This window comes from Nocardioides bizhenqiangii (assembly GCF_034661235.1).
Taxonomy (GTDB): domain Bacteria; phylum Actinomycetota; class Actinomycetes; order Propionibacteriales; family Nocardioidaceae; genus Nocardioides; species Nocardioides bizhenqiangii.
This window is the reverse complement of the sequence record NZ_CP141059.1, coordinates 1520473-1536955: the sequence shown is the minus strand read 5'-3', so window position 1 is coordinate 1536955 and position 16483 is coordinate 1520473. Positions and strand designations below refer to the sequence as shown.

The following is a 16483-nucleotide window of genomic DNA, read 5'->3' as shown; positions in this document are numbered from 1 at the left end:
GCGCGGGATTGTGCATGATCCGGTGTCTACCGTCCCGGAGGCATCAGCCGACAGGGGTGACGGTGGCGGACTGGCGCCATGGCGGAGACCCGCCAGAAGTCCCTACGAACCGGCACTCCTCGGGCGCACCTGGCAGCGCGGGCAGAAGAACGACGACCGGTTCATGAAGGCGACCCGCCGGATCGGCGTACCGCACCGCCCGCAGGGCAGGCCCTCCTGGCCGTACGCCGCCAGCGACCGCTCGAAGTAGCCCGACTCCCCGTTGACGTTGACGTAGAGCGCGTCGAACGACGTGCCGCCCTGCGCCAGCGCCTCGCCCAGGACGTCGCGCACGTGCCCGAGCAGCTCCACGACCTGCCCGCGCCGCAACCGGTCGCCGGACCGGTCTCCGTGCAGCCGGGTCCGCCAGAGCGCCTCGTCGGCGTAGATGTTGCCGACGCCGGAGATCAGGCCCTGGTCGAGGAGGAGCCGCTTGATGCCCGCAGTCCGGCGTCGCACCCGGGCCACGAACAGGTCGTCGTCGAACTCGGGGTCGATCGGGTCGCGCGCGATGTGCGCGATCTCGGGCGGTAGCTCCGCTCCGCCGGCCGAGACCAGGAGGCCGCCGAACATGCGCTGGTCGATGAAGCGGAGCTCGGTGTGTGCAGGAACCCCTGACAGGTCCAGACCGAAGCGGACCCGGAGATGGGCCTCGTCGGGCGCGCCGGCCGGTTGGACGAGCATCTGCCCGCTCATGCCGAGGTGGCCGAGGAGCGCGTCCCCGTTGTCGAGAGGGAGCCAGAAGTACTTGCCGCGCCGGCGGGCGGCCTCGACCTGGCGCCCGGAGAGTGCAGCGACGAATCCCGCGGGACCCCGCGGATCCCGGCGGACCGGGCGGGGGTGCAGGACCTCGACCGCTGCCAGCCGGGCGCCGACGACGTGGCGCTCCAGGCCCGCGCGGACGACCTCGACCTCGGGGAGCTCAGGCACGCGGGCCGCCGGTCAGTCGGTGGCGTCCGCGACCGCGGACATCGAGGCGAGGATCTCGCCGTACGCCGTCTCGGCGGCGCCCTGCTCGGCTTCCTTCTTGGACCGGCCGGTGCCGTTGCCGTAGAGGGTCTCGGCAACCCGGACCTGGGCGGTGAAGGTCTTGGCGTGGTCGGGGCCCTCGTCCTGGATGACGTACTCGGGCACTCCGAGGCTGTGCTCGGCGGCGAGCTCCTGGAGGGACGTCTTCCAGTCGAGGCCGGCGCCCATGGCCGAGGCGGCCTCGATGAGCGGGTCGAAGAGCAGGTGGACGACCGCGGCAGAGGTCTCGATGCCGGAGCTCAGGTGGACCGCGCCGATCACGGCCTCGACGGTGTCGGACAGGATCGACGCCTTGTCGCGACCGCCGGTGGCCTCCTCGCCGCGACCCAGCTTGATGTACTGGCCGAGACCGATCTTGCGGGCGACCTCGGCGAGGGCGCGGGCGTTGACGACGGCAGCACGGAGCTTGGCCAGCCGGCCCTCCGAGAGGTCGGGATGGAGCAGGTAGAGCGTCTCGGTGACGACGACGCCGAGCACCGAGTCGCCGAGGAACTCGAGGCGCTCGTTGGTCGGCAGGCCGCCGTTCTCGTAGGCGTACGACCGGTGCGTCAGGGCGCGGTCGAGCAGCCCGGGGTCGAGGTCAGGATCCCCAAGCGCTCGACTCAGTTCGTCGTAGACGCTGATGGCCGGATGCCTGGATCAGGCGTGCTGGATCAGAGGACCTGGCGACGGTCGGCGCGAGCGCCGTACTGGCCACAGGTGCCGCACGCGCGGTGCGGGAGGTGCTTCGCACCGCAGGCCGGGTTGGCGCAGGTCACCAGCGTGGGGGCGACAGCCTTCCACTGCGAGCGACGGTGCCGCGTGTTGCTGCGCGACATCTTCCGCTTCGGAACAGCCACTGTCTTCTCCTCGTTAGTTCTGGTCTTCGGGATTGAGCTCGGCCAGCGCGGACCACCGGGGGTCGATCGCCCCTTCGTGTGCGTGGTCCGGATCGTCGGCGAGCCGCGCCCCGCAATCGGGACACAGTCCGGGACAGTCCGGCTGGCACAGCGGCTGGAACGGCAGTGCAAGCACCACCGCCTCCCGCAGGAGCGGCTCGAGGTCGAGCAGGTCGTCCTCGAGTCTGCTGGTCTCGTCGTCCTCCTCGGAGTCGCCCCGCTCACGGTGTCGAGTGTCGTCGTACTCGAACAGCTCCTGGAACGTCACCTCGATGTCCTCGTGGATCGGCTCCAGGCACCGCGCGCACTCGCCCTCGACCACGGCTGTCGCCGTGCCCGTGACCAGGACGCCCTCCATGACCGCCTCGAGCCGCAGGTCGATGTCGACCGGCGAACCCTCGGTGACCGAGAGGACTTCGATGCCCAGATCTGCCGGGGCCGGGGCCGTGAGCGTCACTTCCCGCTGGGACCCCGGGCGGCGGCCGAGCTCGCGAGTATCGAGCACGAGCGGCGCCCTCGGGTCCAGGCTGGTCATGTGATCACTCCCGGTCCGGACACAACAGATCAGCGAGAATCGTATCGGTCGGTCCACGAGCGACCAAAATCAGCCGCTCAGGCACCGGCCTGCCGCTCGGCCAGCCGTGCGGTGAGCCGCTCGAACACCGCGGGTGGCACCAGGCCCGACACGTCGCCACCGAACGACGCGACCTCCTTCACCAGGCTCGACGACACGAACGACATGCTCGGGTCGGTCATCAGGAACACGGTCTCGACGTCGGTGAGGTGCGCGTTCATCTGCGCCATCTGCAGCTCGTAGTCGTAGTCGCCGGACCCGCGGAGGCCCTTCACGATCGCCTGCGCCTCGATGTCGCGGCAGAAGTCCGTGACCAGGCCGGTGAAGCCCTGGACGTTGACGTTCGACCACGGGCTGACGGCGGCGGCGATCATCTCCAACCGCTCGTCGGAGGTGAACAGCCGGTTGGACGTCGCCGACTTCGACTTGTTCACCCCGACCGCGACCACGACCTCGTCGAACAGGGCGGCGGCCCGGCCGAAGATGTCGAGGTGACCATTGGTCACCGGGTCGAACGAGCCGGGGCAGACAGCACGACGCATGCCGCCACCGTAGTGGTTACGAGGTTTCGCGATCCCCAGCCGCCGCGTACCAGAGCGTGGTCTCGCCGTATTTCTTCCTCCCCCGCTTCCCAGGGAGCGGCACCAGGCCATGCGGCCAGCCCGGTGCCGGGCTGCGGGAGCCGCGCTCCACGACCACCACGGCGTCCTCGGCGAGCCAGCCCTGGGCAGCGAGCAGCGCGAGGTCGTCGGCGACGGCGAACTCGTCGAGGGGGTACGGCGGGTCCGAGAACACCAGGTCGTACGGCGCGTCCGCACCGCCCGCGAGCGCCCAGGTGACCGATCCCTCGAGGATCCGTGCAACGTCGCACCCGACCGTGCGCGCGTTGCGGCGGATCACGTCGGCGGTACGGCGGTCGGACTCGACGAAGGTGACCGCGGCGGCACCGCGCGACCACGCCTCGAGCCCGATCGCGCCGGACCCGGCGTAGAGGTCGAGCACCCGGAGGCCGTGCAGCGAGCCCGCCCAGGACTGGATCGCCGAGAACAGCGCCTCGCGCACCCGGTCGCTGGTGGGTCGGGTGCGGTCGCCCTTCGGGGTCTCGATCCGGCGACCACCGGCCGCGCCGGCAATGATCCGCGTCATGGTTTTCTGGGGTCCCTGCGGAGTTGTTCGGAGGATTGAAGGTGCGGGTTCGCTTCATGGTGCAGACCGATTGGGGGTGAAGAACTCCGTGGGGTCATCATGATTTGTCGACGAAGTCGCCCTGCTGGGAGCGCTCGAGATCGGTGACGGCGTCGGCGAGGAGCGGCGCGTCGACCAGTGCGGGATCCTCCGCGAGCAGTGCCTCGGCAGCCTTCCGGGCGGCGACGATGGTGTCCTCGTCGCGGAGCACGCGCAGGTTCTCGAGGCTGGACCGGCGGCCGGCCTGCGACGCACCCAGCACGTCGCCCTCTCGTCGCTGCTCGAGATCGATCCTGCTGAGCACGAAGCCGTCCGTCGTGCCGGCCACGGCATCGAGTCGCGCCCGGGCCGGTGAGGTCGGGTCCTCGGCGTGCGTCACCAGCAGGCAGAGTCCCGGCAGGCCGCCCCGGCCGACCCGGCCGCGGAGCTGGTGGAGCTGGGAGACGCCGAACCGGTCGGCGTCGAGGATCACCATCATGGTCGCGTTGGCGACGTCGACGCCGACCTCGATCACGGTCGTGGACACAAGCACGTCGACCTCGTGGCGGGCGAACGCCCGCATCGTCGCCTCCTTCTCGTCGGCCGGGAGCTTGCCGTGGAGGCGAGCGACCCGCAGGCCCTGCAGCGGCCCGGCCGCCAGCCGTTGGACGACCTCCTCAACCGCGGCGAAGGACGCGGTGGCGGGGACGGGGTTGCCGTCCTCGTCGAGGTCGACCATCTCGTCCTGGTCGGCCTCGGCGTCGTCACCGGCGATCCGCGGGCAGACGACGTAGACCTGGTGGCCCTTCTCGACCTCCTCGCGCACCCGTGCCCACGCCCGGTCGAGCCACGCCGGCTGCTCGGCGAGCGGCACCACGTTGGTCTGGATGGACGCCCGGCCGGCCGGCAGCTCGCGCAGCGTCGACACCTCGAGGTCGCCGAAGACGGTCATGGCGACGGTGCGTGGGATCGGGGTCGCCGTCATCACCAGCAGGTGCGGCGGCACCGTCGCCTTGTCGATCAGCGCGGCTCGCTGCTCGACGCCGAACCGGTGCTGCTCGTCGACCACCACCAGGCCGAGATCGACGAACTGCACCTGGTCCTGCAACAGCGCGTGGGTGCCGATCACGATCCCGGCTTCGCCGCTGGCGGCGCGCAGCAGCGGCTCGGTGCGCTGGGTCTTGGTCATCGAGCCGGTCAGCAGGTCGACGCGGGTCCCCTCCGCCGAGCCGAAGATGGTGCCGCCGGCGGCGAGCTCGCCCAGCATGGTCACGATCGAGCGGTAGTGCTGCTGGGCGAGCACCTCGGTCGGTGCGAGCAGCGCAGCCTGCCCGCCGGAGTCGACCACCCGCAGCATCGCCCGAAGCGCGATCAATGTCTTGCCGGAGCCGACCTCGCCCTGGAGCAGCCGGTTCATCGGATGCGGCTCGGCCAGGTCGTGCGCGATCTGCTCGCCGATCTGACGCTGGCCGTCGGTGAGCGTGAACGGCAGCCGCTCGTCGAAGGCGAGCTGCAGCGCACCGTCGCCGCCGGTGCGGGCGGTCGCGCCGAGCTCGCGCAGAGCCCGGCGCCGCCGGGCCAGGACCAGCTGGGTGACCAGGGCCTCCTCGAACCGGAACCGGTGCTGGGCCCGCGCGACCTGGTCGCGACGGTCCGGAGCGTGGATCCAGTCGACGGCGGTGACCACGTCGAGTACGTCGTACTCCTCGCGGACCGCGGCGGGCAGCAGCTCGGGGAGCTCGCCGACCTGTGCACGCGCAGCCCGGACGGCGCGCGCGACGTCCCAGGTCTGGAGGCCCTTGGTGAGCGGGTAGATCGGGTAGAGGTCGCCGATCTCGTCGACGATGCTCTCGTCCTCGTCGGCGATCCCGAAGATCGTCATCGCGGGGTTGGTGAGCTGCCAGTCGTCGCGGAACCGCTCGGCCCGGCCGAGGAACACGCCGCGGCGGCCGGTCGCGACCCTGCTCTGCTGCCAGTTCGACATCTTCTCGTTCTTGGCGAAGAAGGTCATCTTCAGAGGCGGTCCGTCCGTGCTCAGCACAGCCTCGACGCGGTAGGCCGGCCGGCCCGTCCGGCGGTCGGTGTAGGTGTGCTGCTTGCACTCGACGATCTCGCCGACCACGCACAGGAACTGGCCGACCTTGAGATCGCGGACCTTGGTGAGGCTGCCGGTGTCGAGGTAGCGGCGTGGGAAGTGATGTAGCAGGTCGCCGACCGTACGCAGACCGAGTCCGTCCTCGAACTTCTTGCGCCTCGCCGGCGTCACCTTGCCGAGCGCCGCCGCGATCGGTGAGTCCAGGGTGGTCAAGCTGCGCCTCTCACTCGACGGACATCAGGAGCGGGTAGCGCTCCTGGCCACCGTCGTACACCACGGTGTCGACATGGGGGTGCTGCTCCTCCACCCAAGCCGCCGCGCGCTCGGCGATGTCACCGGCGTCCTGGCCGCGGACGAGGGTGACCAGCTCACCACCGGCAGCCAGCAGCCGATCCAGCACGGCGACCGCGACCTCGCCGAGGTCGTCCCCGATGATCGCGAAGTCGCCCGCGATGACGCCGAGGACGTCGCCGGGGCGGCAGGGACCGGCCGACGTCATCGCCTCCTTGACGGCGACGGTGACCGCGCCGTGCTTCACGTGGCGCGCGGTTGCGGTCATCTCGGTGACGTCCTGGTCAAACGTGCGGCCGGGCTCGTGCACGGCGATCGCGGCCAACCCCTGGACCTGTGCCTCGGTGGGGATGACCGAGATCCGCAGCGAGTGGCCGACCCCGTCGGACTCCGCGGTGCTCGCGGCGACGCGGGCGGCGCGCACCGAGTCGTGGTCGTTGGGAAGGATGATGATCTCCTGAGCCCCGCTCCCGGCGATCGCATCGAGCAGCTGGCCGGTCGACGGACGGCGCCCGGGCCCGCCCACGACCACGAGGGCGCCGGCGTCGGCGTACAGCGCGGCCAGACCGGGTCCGGCCGCGACGGCGATCACGGTGCGCCCGGTCCGTACCGGCGTCCGGGTGCCGCTGGAGGCTTCGCCCGCGGCAGCGGCGACCTGCTCGGCGAAGTGGGTGACCCGGATCCGGTGCGGCCGGCCGATGGCCAGGCCCGCCTCGATGGCTGCGCCGACGTCGTCGACGTGGGCATGCACGTTCCACAGCCCGTCACCACCGACGACCACGACCGAGTCGCCGAGCTCGCCCAGGCGGGCCCGGAGCGGCGGGATCTCGCCGTCCTGGGTGTCGAGCAGGTACATCACTTCGTAGGACGGGCCCTCGCTGCTGAGGTCTCCGGCGCCGGACGGCGCCAACTGCGGCACCGGGATCGCGTGCTGGCCGAGCGGCTGGGTCACCGGCACCGGGCGCTTGCCCGTGAGGACCGTCTCTGCCGCGTCGAGGATCACGCAGATCCCGCGGCCGCCGGCGTCGACCACGCCGGCGCGGGCGAGCACCTCGAGCTGCTCCGGGGTGCGTGCCAGCGCTTCCCGAGCGGCCGCCGCAGCGGCGCGGAGGACGTCGCGGGACCGGGCAGCGGGGTCCTTCACGGCTTCCACGGCGGCGTCGGATGCGGCCCGGGACACGGTGAGCATGGTCCCCTCGACCGGCTCCCCCACCGCCGCGTAGCTCGCCTCGGTCGCCTGCCGCAGAGCCTCCGCCATCACCTCGGCGTTGCGGCCGTCGGCGGTGGCCGAGGCGATCCGACGTGCGATCGCCCCCAGCATCTCGCTGAGGATGACCCCGGAGTTGCCCCGAGCGCCGAGCAGCGCGCCGCGGGAGAACGCCGCCAGCGCCGCGCGCTTCGGTGCACCCGGGACCTCACGGATCGCGTCGCGGGCGGCCGCGATCGTGAGGTACATGTTGGTGCCGGTGTCGCCGTCGGGCACCGGATAGACGTTGAGGGCGTCGATCTCCTCGCGCGCCTTCGACAACGCGTCGACGGCGATGTCGACGAACCGCAGCACGGTGTCGAGCTCGATGCCGCCTGCCATGGGGTCAATCTAGTGTGATGCCACGATTTCGGGCTGCTGCCACCCTTCGGCTAATCTGATCCGGTTGCCCTCTCAGCGGGGCGACCCATGAACTTGAGTCAGATCCCGATCCGTAGGAGCAAACCCGTGGCTGCCGTCTGCGACATCTGCGCGAAGAAGCCGGGCTTCGGCAACAACCGGCCGTGGTCGCGCAAGATCACCAAGCGTCGCTTCAACCCGAACATCCAGCGCGTCCGCGCCAAGGTCAACGGCACCCCGAAGCGCCTCAACGTCTGCACCGGCTGCATCAAGGCCGGCAAGGTCACTCGCTGACCGCAGTCTGAAACGGATCGGCCGCCACGAACGTGGCGGCCGTTCGCATTTCCCCGCGCTGAGGACGCCGGCGGCGCGCGACCACCGTCCACCTCGACTGCGTGCGCGGCAGCGTGGCGCACCGCGGCGAAGCCGCATCGTGCGGCGCCCCCGGGCCGAGCGAAGCGATGGTCCGGGCGGTGTCGCACGATCTGCGACACGCTCGCGCAATCAACTCAAAAGTGCGTCCAGCCAACCGAGCCGTCGTACGGCGAGCCGTCGACCGTGACGGCCGGCCCGTGCGGTCCCGGCTCGGTGACAGCGCCGATCCGCAACCAGTCGTCGGGCAGCCCCGAGCCGGCCGGGAAGGTGGCCAGCAACGCGTGGTCGTCCCCGCCGCCGAGCACGAACGACAGGGGATCCGCGCCGGTCGCGCTGGCGACGGCAACGAGGGGGTCGGGGACCTCGAGGGTCGCCGACGTGATGTCGATGCCGACACCGCTCGCCCTCGCGACGTGCGCTGCGTCGGCGAGGAGACCGTCGGACACGTCGATCATCGCGGTGGCGCCCGCCTCCGCCGCCACTGCGCCGGCGTCGTACGGCGGCTGCGGACGTCGGTAGGCGTCGACCAGCACCCGAGGCGAGCGGAATCCGCGCCCCAGCACCGCCAGGCCGCCGGCCGCCCACCCCTGACGACCGCGGAGCGCGACGACGTCGCCGGCCTGCGCGCCGGAGCGCAGGACCGGGGAGACGGCGCAAGAGCCGATCACCGTCACCGCGATCGCGATCTTCTCCGAGCTCGTCACGTCGCCGCCGACGACGCCCGCGCCGACCTCCGCGCATTCCTCGGCGAATCCCCGGACGAAGTCGAGGGCCCATCGGGCCGGCAACGTCGGCGGCGCGGCGAACCCGACCGTCAGCCAGGTCGCCCGGCCGCCCATGGCATTGATGTCGGAGAGGTTCTGCGCGGCGGCGCGGTGGCCGACGTCGACCGCGTCGGCCCAATCCTTGCGGAAGTGCCGTCCCTCGACCATCAGGTCCGTCGAGACCACGACGTGGCCCTTGCGGACCCGCAGCACGGCTGCGTCGTCACCGGGCCCGACCAGCACGTCCTCGCCGGGGGCAACCTCCCTCACGATCCGGGCGACGCGGTCGATCAGGCCGAACTCGCCGAGGTCGGCCAGCGTCACGTCAGGAGCGGGGAGGGGGTCGGGCACAGCCCCCATCCCACCAGATCGGCCGACCCCGTCGAAGAGGCGGTCGGGGCATCCGCGCGGTAGGTTGCGTCGTGACCGTCGTGTCGTCGGTCACCGTCCGTCGACCTCAACCTCCGAGGAGTGCAACCAATGGTGGTGCAGGCCTACATCTTGATCCAGACCGACGTCGGCAAGGCCGCGGACGTCGCCAAGGCGATCGCCGAGGTCAAGGGCGTCACGCTCGCCGAGGACGTCACCGGTCCGTACGACGTGATCGTTCGCGCCGAGGCCCGCAACGTCGACGAGCTGGGCAAGCTGGTCGTCTCGAAGGTCCAGAACCTCGACGGCATCACCCGCACCCTCACCTGCCCGGTCGTCCACATCTGAGTCCGATTGCGCGAGCGTGTCGCAGACGGCGCGCAGTCGACGTGATCAGGGGTTACGGCTACTTGGCGGCGACCGGCGTCGGCATTGCGGTCCTGACGGCTTGCGGCGGACCGGTCGAGGTCGATGTGCCGGATGTCGACGCGGCGGACGCGGCCGCCTGCGAGGCGTTCACGGACGCGTTGCCGGACACCCTGGCCGACGAGGAGCGCGTCGACATCGAGCCGGCCGATGCCCCGGCGGCGGCCTACGGCGATCCTCCGATCGTCGTGACCTGCGGCGTCGACAGCCCGGAGGGATTCGGTCCGGGCGCCCAGTGCGAGCTGGTCAACGACGTGCCGTGGTACATCCCGTCGGAGCAGTACGACGACCTCGACCTCGACCTGGAGATCACGTCAGCGTGGCACGAGCCACGGGTGCAGGTCGTGATGCCGGCCGATCTCCGGGGCGACGGGCTGGAGGCCGGGATCATGGCGGTGCTCTCGCCGCTCGTCGACCAGCACCTGACCGCGGTCGGCACCTGCGACCTGTGACGGCTCCCGGTGCCCGGACGACTAGCGCCCGCCACTGACGTCGAGGAACGCGCCCGTCGTGAACGACGACTGCGGAGACAACAGCCAGCAGATCGCGGCTGCCACCTCCTCGGCCCGTCCGGCCCGCCCCATCGGGACCGACGGCGCGACCCGCGCGAGCCGGCCGGGCGCGTGGATCCCGGTATCGATGAAGCCCGGCCGGACGCCGTTGACTCGGATCCCGCGTCCGGCCACCTCCTGGGCCAGCCCGGTCGTGAGCGCGTCGAGGGCAGCCTTGGAGGCGGCGTAGTCGACGTACTCCCCCGGTGAGCCGAGCACCGCCGCCCGCGACGAGACGTTCACGATCGACCCGCCGTCGGTCATCCGTCGCACGGCCTCGCGGGCGCACAGGAAGGCCCCGAGCACGTTCACCTCCAGCAGTCGACGGATCCTGCCGGCCTCCAGGTCGACGACGCTCCCAGCCGGCGCGACGATGCCCGCGTTGTTGACGAGGCCGCGCAGCGGCCCGGCGTCGGCCGGCAGCGACCCGAACAGCTCCAGGACGTCGTCCTCCTCCGTCACGTCGACCCGTGCCGCGTCGGCGCGGCTGCCGAGCCCTCGGCACTCCTCGACGACGCGCCGCGCCTCGTCCTCCCCGGTCCGGTAGGTGATCCGGACGTCCCAGCCCTCGGCCGCCGCCCGCCGCGCGGTGGCCGCACCGATCCCCCTGCTGCCGCCGGTGATGACCACCAGCCCGGACGGCTGCTCCGCGGGTGTTCCGGTCGTCATCGGAGGCCGGTGCCGCGCTGCAGCGCCAGTGTCACCAGCCGGTCGACGAGTGCCGGGTAGTCGAGCCCGGTGGCGGCCCACATCCGGGGGAACATCGAGAGCGGAGTGAAGCCGGGCATCGTGTTGAGCTCGTTGACGACCAGCGACCCGTCGGGCATCAGGAAGAAGTCGACCCGCGCGAGGCCTTCGCACCCGACCGCGAGGAACGCTCGCGCCGCCAGCGCCCGCAGCTCTCCGGCGGTCTCGTCGGGCAGGTCCGCCGGGACGTCGAGCTCGGTGGCCTCCTCGGGCAGGTACTTGGCCTCGAAGTCGTAGAACTCGTGGTCACCGGTGATCCGGATCTCCGCCGGCAGCGTGGTCTCGACCCCGCCGTCGAGCGTCTCGAGCACGCCGCACTCGACCTCGCGCGCCCCCTCGGCCGCCACCTCGACGAGGATCTTCGGGTCGTGCCGCAGCGCCCCCTCGATCGCGGTGTCGAGCTCGTCGGCGGTGTGCGCCTTGGCGATGCCGATGCTCGATCCCCCGCGGGCGGGCTTCACGAACGCCGGATAGCCGAGGTCGGCGACCCGCTTCCGCACCGCCTCCGGGTCCCCGGCCCAGTCCCGCGCGGTGACCGTTATTGAGGGCAGCACCGGCAGCCCGGCGGCGGCGAGCACGACCTTCATGTAAGCCTTGTCCATGCCGACGGCGGAGGCGAGCACCCCTGCTCCGACGTACCGCACCCCGGCCATCTCGAGCATCCCCTGGATGGTGCCGTCCTCGCCCCAGGGTCCGTGGAGGAGCGGGAAGACCACGTCGACCTCGCCGAGCTCGCGTGGCGGCGCGGCCGGCTCGCTCACCACGAGTCCGGCGCCGCTGCCGGTGCGGGTCAGGGTGACCGGTGACCGGTCGGCGTCGACGGACGGCAGCTGGTCGGGGCCCTTGATCTCGTGCCGGTCAGGATCGTCCGCCTCGAGCACCCAGCGGCCGTCGGGGGCGATGCCGACCGGGATCACGTCGTAGCGCTCCCGGTCCAGGGCTCTGAGCACGCTGCCGGCGGTCACGCACGAGATCGCATGCTCTGAGGATCTGCCGCCGAAGACGACGGCGACACGGGTACGGCGACCGGTGGGCTCGTTCATCGGCGAGAACCCTACCGTTGTCCCATGCCCCCATCCGTTGACCAGCCTGCTGACGACCTGCGGCCCGCGACGATCACGGTGACGGCGGGACGCCCGGCCCACGCGCCCGACGCCCCGCTCAACCCGCCGATCACGATGGCGTCGACGTACGTCGCCACCGGCGACCTCGAGTACGGCCGGTACGGCAACCCGACCTGGTCGGCGTTCGAGGACGTGCTCGGCACCCTCGAGGGAGGGCGGGCCCTCGCCTTCGCGTCCGGGATGGCGGCAGCCACCACCGTGCTCGACCTGGTGAGCCAGGGCGGCGGCGTGGTCGCGCCACGGCACTCCTACAGCGGGACGGTGATGGTGCTGGCAGACCTGGAGGCGCGCGGGCGCCTGCACAGCCGACTGGTCGACATCGCCGACACCGAGGCGGTGATCGCCGCGATGAACGACGACGAGGACTGCGCCGTGCTCTGGATCGAGTCGCCCACCAACCCGGCTCTCGAGCTCGCCGACATACCTGCGCTCGCGGCCGCGGCCCACGAGCTCGGCATCCGGGTGGTCGTGGACAACACGTTCGCCACTCCCCTGCGCCAGCAGCCGCTCTCGCTCGGCGCGGACATCGTGGTCCACTCGGCGACGAAGTACCTCGCCGGTCACAGCGACGTCCAGCTCGGCGCCCTGGTCGTCGACGACGACGAGGTGTTCGCCGCGCTCAAGAGCCGCAGGGACCTGGTCGGCGCGATCCCCGGTCCGTTCGAGACCTGGCTCGCACTTCGTGGCATGCGCACCCTCCACGTGCGCCTCGACCGGGCCCAGGCCAACGCCAAGGAGCTGGCGCGCCGGCTCGGCGAGCACCCGGCGATCGAGGAGGTCCGCTACCCCGGCTTCGGCGCGATCGTGGCGGCGGTCGTCGCCGGCGGGGCGCCGGCTGCCGACCTGCTCGCCCATGACGTACGCCTCTGGGTGCACGCCACGTCGCTCGGCGGTGTCGAGTCGACGCTCGAGCGCCGACGGCGCTGGAAGGCCGAGGCCGCGACCATCCCCGAGGGCCTGGTCCGGCTCTCCGTCGGCATCGAGGACGTCGAGGACCTGTGGGCCGACCTCGCCCAAGCGCTGGGTTCGCCCTCGGTCGTCGAGTAGCCGCTGCGACGGACCAGCAGCAGCGTATCGAGACGCACCGAGGTGCCCTTGGCCTGGCGTCGGCGGTCGGGTGCGGGCGTTTCGATACGCCCTCGCCTGGCGGCTCGGGCTACTCGACGACCGGCACTAGTCCATTTCGGCTTTGGTGTCGCGGCTGATGAAGGCCTCCATCATCCCGGCGGTGCTCATCCGTCCGGCGACGACCTCGTCGACGTGCTCGGCGATCGGGGCCTCGACGCCGGCCTTCTCGGCGAGTGCCCGGATCGAGGAGCAGGACTTCGCGCCCTCGGCGACCTGCCGGGTCGATGCGGAGACCTCCTCGACGGTCATGCCGAGCCCGAGCTTCTCGCCGAACGTCCGGTTGCGCGACAGCGGCGACGAGCAGGTGGCGACCAGGTCGCCGAGACCGGCGAGCCCCATCAGGGTGAGCGGGTTGGCGCCGAGCCGCATCGCCAGCCGGGCGGTCTCGGCGAGACCGCGGGTGATCAGCGACGCGGTGGTGTTGTCGCCGAAGCCCAGCCCGACCGCCATGCCGACGCTGAGCGCGACGACGTTCTTGTAGGCACCGCCGAGCTCACAGCCCAGCACGTCGACGCTGGTGTACGGGCGGAACGCCGGTGAGTGGCAGCGCTTCTGCAGCATCGTGGCGACGTCCTCGTCGACGCACGCCACCACCGAGGCGGCGGGTTCGCGGCGGGCGATCTCCTTGGCCAGGTTGGGTCCGCTGACCACGGCGATCCGTCCGGGATCGACGTCGGCGACCTCGTGGATCACCTCGCTCATCCGTTCCAGGGTGCCGAGCTCGATGCCCTTCATGAGGGACACCAGGACAGCGTCGGGCTCGAGGTAGGGCACGAAGGCCGGGAGGTTGGACCGCAACGACTGCGACGGCACGGCGAGCACGACGACGTCCGCGCCCGCCAGTGCCTGCTCGGGGTCGGCGGTCGCGGTGACGGCGCGTGGGAGCTCGATCCCTGCGAGGTAGTCGGTGTTCTCCCGCCGCTCGGTGATCGCCGCGGCGACCTCCTCGCGACGCGACCAGATCATGACGTCGTTGCCCGCGTCCGCAAGGACCATCGAGAACGCGGTGCCCCACGAACCAGCACCCAGTACAGCGACCTTGCTCATGCGATGTTCTTCCGATCCTTGAAGCGGTCACCATGGATGCGCATGTCGTAGCGCTCGTCGGGCGCCTCCTTGCCGCGGATCTGCTCGACCTCGCGCGTGATCGCGGCCATGATCCGGTCGGTCGCCTCGTTGACGACCTCCGGGGTGCGGGGCTGCTTGGCGGCCAGGTCGGTCAGGTCGACCGGTGGCCCGATGCGGGCGATGATCTTCTTGCGGGGAAACACGTGCGGCTTCTTCGTGTACGGCGGCAGGATCTCCTGCGCTCCCCACTGGCCGATCGGCACCACGGGGCACCCGGTCTCGAGGGCGATCCGGGCCGCGCCGGACTTGCCGCGCATCGGCCACAGGTCGGGGTCGCGGGTGATCGTCGCTTCGGGGTAGATGATCACGCACTGGCCGCGTCGTACGGCGGCGACCGCCGCTGAGAAGGCGCCCGCGGCACCGGCGGTCTCCCGGTAGACCGGGATCTGTCCGGCCGACCGCAGGAAGAATCCGAGGACCTTGTTGTTGAACAACCCCGACTTCGCCAGGTAACGCGGGATCCGGCCGTGGTCGTAGACGACGAGCGCCGAGGTGATCGGGTCGATGTGGGAGAGGTGGTTGAGCGCGATCACGAACCCGCCCTCGGTCGGGAAGTTCTTCTCGCCGTTGGCCCACTCGCGCTTGGTGGTGGCCAGCAGGGTGGGCTTGATGATCGCGACGGCGACGCCGATCGCCCAGTTGCGCTTCTCCTGCACCTTCCGCACCTTCACGGGGGCAGGCTACCGGCCCGTGACGTCCGCCACCCGCCAGGACACCGGCGGACGTCGACGGGCCACCTGACAGGATCGACCCGTGGTCGAGGACGCGGTGCAGCACGTCGTCGTGGTCCCCGTGAAGCCGCCGGGGGTCGGCAAGACGCGACTGGTCGGCGTGCCCGCCGAGCAGCGGATCGCGTTGGCGAGCGCCTTCGCGATCGACACCGTCGCCGCCTGTCTCGCCACCGAGGCCGTCGCGCACGTGTTGGTCACCACCGACGACGCGCGGTTCGCCACGACGCTGACCGCGTTGGGCGCCGAGGCGTGCCCCGACGGCGGGAGCGGCCTCAACCAGGCCCTCGTGCAGGCCGCCGCCGAGGCCGGTCGCAGGTGGCCCGGTCTGCGACCGGTCGCGCTCTGCGCCGACCTGCCCGCCCTCCGCGCGGAGGACCTCACGGCAGCTCTGGCGTCCGTCACGGGCGGGCCGGCGTACGTCGCCGATGCCGCAGGCACCGGGACCACCCTCTACACCGCGTCGTACGCCGACTTCGCGCCGCGGTTCGGCGCGGGCTCCGCCGGCGCCCATGCCGCTGCCGGCGCCGTCCCGGTGCGCGGCGTGCTGGCCGGCTTGCGGCACGACGTCGACGACCTGGTCAGCCTCCAGGCCGCGATCGCGCTCGGGGTCGGGCCCGCCACCCGGCAGGCTCTCGATGCGGGCGGCCTCGCGATCCCCGGCAACGGCAACGAGCCGCCCTCGTCGTGAGGACGGCCCGTCGCGGTTGGGTCGAGATCGCTACTTCTTAGACGTTGCCTTCTTCGCCGTCGACTTCTTGGCGGTCGACTTCTTGGCGGGTGCCTTCTTCGCAGGTGCCTTCTTGGCCGTCGACTTCTTGGCGGGTGCCTTCTTCGCAGGTGCCTTCTTGGCCGTCGACTTCTTGGCGGGTGCCTTCTTCGCAGGCGCCTTCTTGGCCGTCGACTTCTTGGCGGGTGCCTTCTTGGCCGTCGACTTCTTGGCGGGAGCAGCCTTCTTCGCCGTCGACTTCTTCGCCGTCGACTTCTTGGCGGGAGCAGCCTTCTTCGCGGCCGCCTTCACCGTGGCCGTTGCCTTCTTCGCCGCAGCCCTCGCCGGTGCCGCCGCCTTCTGCGCAGGAGGCGTCGCCTTCTTCACGGCCGGGAGCTTCTTCGCGCCGGAGATGACGTTCTTGAGGTCGGCGCCGGCGGTGAACTTCGGCACCGCCTTCTTCTTGGTCTTGATCCGGTCCCCGGTCTGCGGGTTGCGCACCCAACGTGCGTTGCGCACTGCTTTCTCGAACGACCCGAAGCCGGTGATGGCGACCTTCTCACCCTTGGCGACCTGGCGGGTGATCGTGTCGAGCACGGAGTCGAGTGCGTGCGAGGCAGCCTTGCGGTTCCCGTCGTAGCGCTCCGCGAGTGCATCGATGAACTGTGACTTGTTCACTACTTGTCCTTCCGCCGGGCCGGCCGTTAAGCCGTCCCTGAGCCGTAGAGTGCCGGGCCCCCGCCCGGCTTCCTTGTTCG

General features: G+C 71.3%; 19 protein-coding genes. 5 read left to right on the top strand and 14 right to left on the bottom strand.

Translation table 11 applies throughout. From position 1 onward, the window contains the following. Window positions 1–102: 102 nt before the first annotated feature. The 8 genes from mutM to SHK19_RS07490 all read right to left on the bottom strand — a co-directional run bounded on the left by mutM (window position 103) and on the right by SHK19_RS07490 (window position 7658). Window positions 103–969 carry a bifunctional DNA-formamidopyrimidine glycosylase/DNA-(apurinic or apyrimidinic site) lyase gene (gene mutM / locus SHK19_RS07525; protein WP_322938282.1) on the bottom strand — a complete coding sequence of 289 codons (867 nt, stop codon included), beginning with the start codon at window positions 967–969 and terminating at the stop codon, window positions 103–105. A 12-nt stretch (window positions 970–981) separates the two neighbouring features. Next, a complete protein-coding gene (gene rnc / locus SHK19_RS07520) occupies window positions 982–1635 on the bottom strand; it encodes a ribonuclease III (protein WP_322457963.1) in 654 nt (217 codons plus the stop codon). Window positions 1636–1721: 86 nt separating this feature from the next. Continuing rightward, a complete protein-coding gene (gene rpmF / locus SHK19_RS07515; protein WP_056924925.1) occupies window positions 1722–1907 on the bottom strand; it encodes a 50S ribosomal protein L32 in 186 nt (61 codons plus the stop codon). Window positions 1908–1920: 13 nt separating this feature from the next. Then, the gene (locus SHK19_RS07510; protein WP_322938281.1) at window positions 1921–2481 is read right to left on the bottom strand and encodes a YceD family protein; all 561 of its coding nucleotides are present in this window, start codon (window positions 2479–2481) and stop codon (window positions 1921–1923) included. A 77-nt stretch (window positions 2482–2558) separates the two neighbouring features. Next, a complete protein-coding gene (coaD, locus tag SHK19_RS07505) occupies window positions 2559–3062 on the bottom strand; it encodes a pantetheine-phosphate adenylyltransferase (RefSeq protein WP_322938280.1) in 504 nt (167 codons plus the stop codon). Between the two features lie 16 nt (window positions 3063–3078). After that, window positions 3079–3666, bottom strand: a complete 588-nt coding sequence (rsmD, locus tag SHK19_RS07500) for a 16S rRNA (guanine(966)-N(2))-methyltransferase RsmD (protein ID WP_322938279.1) — start codon at window positions 3664–3666, stop codon at window positions 3079–3081. 97 nt (window positions 3667–3763) lie between these two features. Beyond that, window positions 3764–5992, bottom strand: a complete 2229-nt coding sequence (locus SHK19_RS07495) for an ATP-dependent DNA helicase RecG (RefSeq protein ID WP_322938278.1) — start codon at window positions 5990–5992, stop codon at window positions 3764–3766. A gap of 10 nt (window positions 5993–6002) precedes the next feature. Further along, window positions 6003–7658 (bottom strand): DAK2 domain-containing protein, encoded by a 1656-nt coding sequence (locus SHK19_RS07490; protein ID WP_322938277.1) that lies wholly within the window; start codon window positions 7656–7658, stop codon window positions 6003–6005. A gap of 126 nt (window positions 7659–7784) precedes the next feature. On the opposite strand from SHK19_RS07490, the gene rpmB reads away from it, so the two are divergent. Then, window positions 7785–7970 carry a 50S ribosomal protein L28 gene (gene rpmB, locus SHK19_RS07485; protein ID WP_322457948.1) on the top strand — a complete coding sequence of 62 codons (186 nt, stop codon included), beginning with the start codon at window positions 7785–7787 and terminating at the stop codon, window positions 7968–7970. 215 nt (window positions 7971–8185) lie between these two features. On the opposite strand, the gene SHK19_RS07480 is transcribed toward rpmB, so the two are convergent. Next, window positions 8186–9175: a thiamine-phosphate kinase gene (locus tag SHK19_RS07480; RefSeq protein ID WP_322457947.1), complete on the bottom strand. Its 990-nt coding sequence runs from the start codon at window positions 9173–9175 to the stop codon at window positions 8186–8188. Window positions 9176–9295: 120 nt separating this feature from the next. Between SHK19_RS07480 and SHK19_RS07475 the strand changes: the two genes are divergently transcribed. Together SHK19_RS07475 and SHK19_RS07470 are read left to right on the top strand one after the other, a co-directional pair. Beyond that, window positions 9296–9532, top strand: a complete 237-nt coding sequence (locus SHK19_RS07475; RefSeq protein ID WP_438862056.1) for an Lrp/AsnC ligand binding domain-containing protein — start codon at window positions 9296–9298, stop codon at window positions 9530–9532. A gap of 41 nt (window positions 9533–9573) precedes the next feature. After that, entirely contained in the window at window positions 9574–10062 is a 489-nt protein-coding gene (locus tag SHK19_RS07470) for a DUF3515 domain-containing protein (protein ID WP_322938276.1), read from the top strand. 21 nt (window positions 10063–10083) lie between these two features. Here the strand turns inward: SHK19_RS07470 and SHK19_RS07465 are convergent, their stop codons facing one another. Together SHK19_RS07465 and SHK19_RS07460 are read right to left on the bottom strand one after the other, a co-directional pair. Further along, window positions 10084–10830 carry an SDR family oxidoreductase gene (locus tag SHK19_RS07465; RefSeq protein WP_322457945.1) on the bottom strand — a complete coding sequence of 249 codons (747 nt, stop codon included), beginning with the start codon at window positions 10828–10830 and terminating at the stop codon, window positions 10084–10086. After that, entirely contained in the window at window positions 10827–11951 is a 1125-nt protein-coding gene (locus SHK19_RS07460) for a D-alanine--D-alanine ligase family protein (RefSeq protein ID WP_322938275.1), read from the bottom strand. The genes SHK19_RS07465 and SHK19_RS07460 overlap by 4 nt, the downstream gene beginning before the upstream one ends. A 24-nt stretch (window positions 11952–11975) precedes the next feature. Between SHK19_RS07460 and SHK19_RS07455 the strand changes: the two genes are divergently transcribed. Next, window positions 11976–13079 carry a trans-sulfuration enzyme family protein gene (locus SHK19_RS07455; protein ID WP_322457943.1) on the top strand — a complete coding sequence of 368 codons (1104 nt, stop codon included), beginning with the start codon at window positions 11976–11978 and terminating at the stop codon, window positions 13077–13079. 126 nt (window positions 13080–13205) lie between these two features. Here the strand turns inward: SHK19_RS07455 and SHK19_RS07450 are convergent, their stop codons facing one another. Beyond that, the gene (locus SHK19_RS07450; RefSeq protein WP_322457942.1) at window positions 13206–14207 is read right to left on the bottom strand and encodes an NAD(P)H-dependent glycerol-3-phosphate dehydrogenase; all 1002 of its coding nucleotides are present in this window, start codon (window positions 14205–14207) and stop codon (window positions 13206–13208) included. Continuing rightward, window positions 14204–14959: a lysophospholipid acyltransferase family protein gene (locus SHK19_RS07445; RefSeq protein WP_322457941.1), complete on the bottom strand. Its 756-nt coding sequence runs from the start codon at window positions 14957–14959 to the stop codon at window positions 14204–14206. Before SHK19_RS07445 ends, SHK19_RS07450 begins: the two co-directional genes overlap by 4 nt. An 82-nt stretch (window positions 14960–15041) precedes the next feature. On the opposite strand from SHK19_RS07445, the gene cofC reads away from it, so the two are divergent. Continuing rightward, window positions 15042–15707, top strand: coding sequence for a 2-phospho-L-lactate guanylyltransferase (cofC, locus tag SHK19_RS07440; RefSeq protein WP_322457940.1), 666 nt, complete (start codon window positions 15042–15044; stop codon window positions 15705–15707). Window positions 15708–15737: 30 nt separating this feature from the next. On the opposite strand, the gene SHK19_RS07435 is transcribed toward cofC, so the two are convergent. Then, complete coding sequence (locus SHK19_RS07435) at window positions 15738–16403, bottom strand: HU family DNA-binding protein (RefSeq protein WP_322457939.1); 666 nt, start codon at window positions 16401–16403, stop codon at window positions 15738–15740. Window positions 16404–16483: the final 80 nt, after the last annotated feature.

Excerpts from the sequence above, each read along its gene's own strand:
- SHK19_RS07490 (WP_322938277.1), bottom strand. The coding sequence starts at position 7,658 with ATGGCAGGCGGCATCGAGCTCGACACCGTGCTGCGGTTCGTCGACATC.
- SHK19_RS07475 (WP_438862056.1), top strand. The coding sequence starts at position 9,296 with ATGGTGGTGCAGGCCTACATCTTGATCCAGACCGACGTCGGCAAGGCC.
- SHK19_RS07465 (WP_322457945.1), bottom strand. The coding sequence starts at position 10,830 with ATGACGACCGGAACACCCGCGGAGCAGCCGTCCGGGCTGGTGGTCATC.
- SHK19_RS07455 (WP_322457943.1), top strand. The coding sequence starts at position 11,976 with ATGCCCCCATCCGTTGACCAGCCTGCTGACGACCTGCGGCCCGCGACG.
- SHK19_RS07510 (WP_322938281.1), bottom strand. The coding sequence starts at position 2,481 with ATGACCAGCCTGGACCCGAGGGCGCCGCTCGTGCTCGATACTCGCGAG.
- SHK19_RS07460 (WP_322938275.1), bottom strand. The coding sequence starts at position 11,951 with ATGAACGAGCCCACCGGTCGCCGTACCCGTGTCGCCGTCGTCTTCGGC.
- SHK19_RS07450 (WP_322457942.1), bottom strand. The coding sequence starts at position 14,207 with ATGAGCAAGGTCGCTGTACTGGGTGCTGGTTCGTGGGGCACCGCGTTC.
- SHK19_RS07480 (WP_322457947.1), bottom strand. The coding sequence starts at position 9,175 with ATGGGGGCTGTGCCCGACCCCCTCCCCGCTCCTGACGTGACGCTGGCC.
- coaD (WP_322938280.1), bottom strand. The coding sequence starts at position 3,062 with ATGCGTCGTGCTGTCTGCCCCGGCTCGTTCGACCCGGTGACCAATGGT.
- rsmD (WP_322938279.1), bottom strand. The coding sequence starts at position 3,666 with ATGACGCGGATCATTGCCGGCGCGGCCGGTGGTCGCCGGATCGAGACC.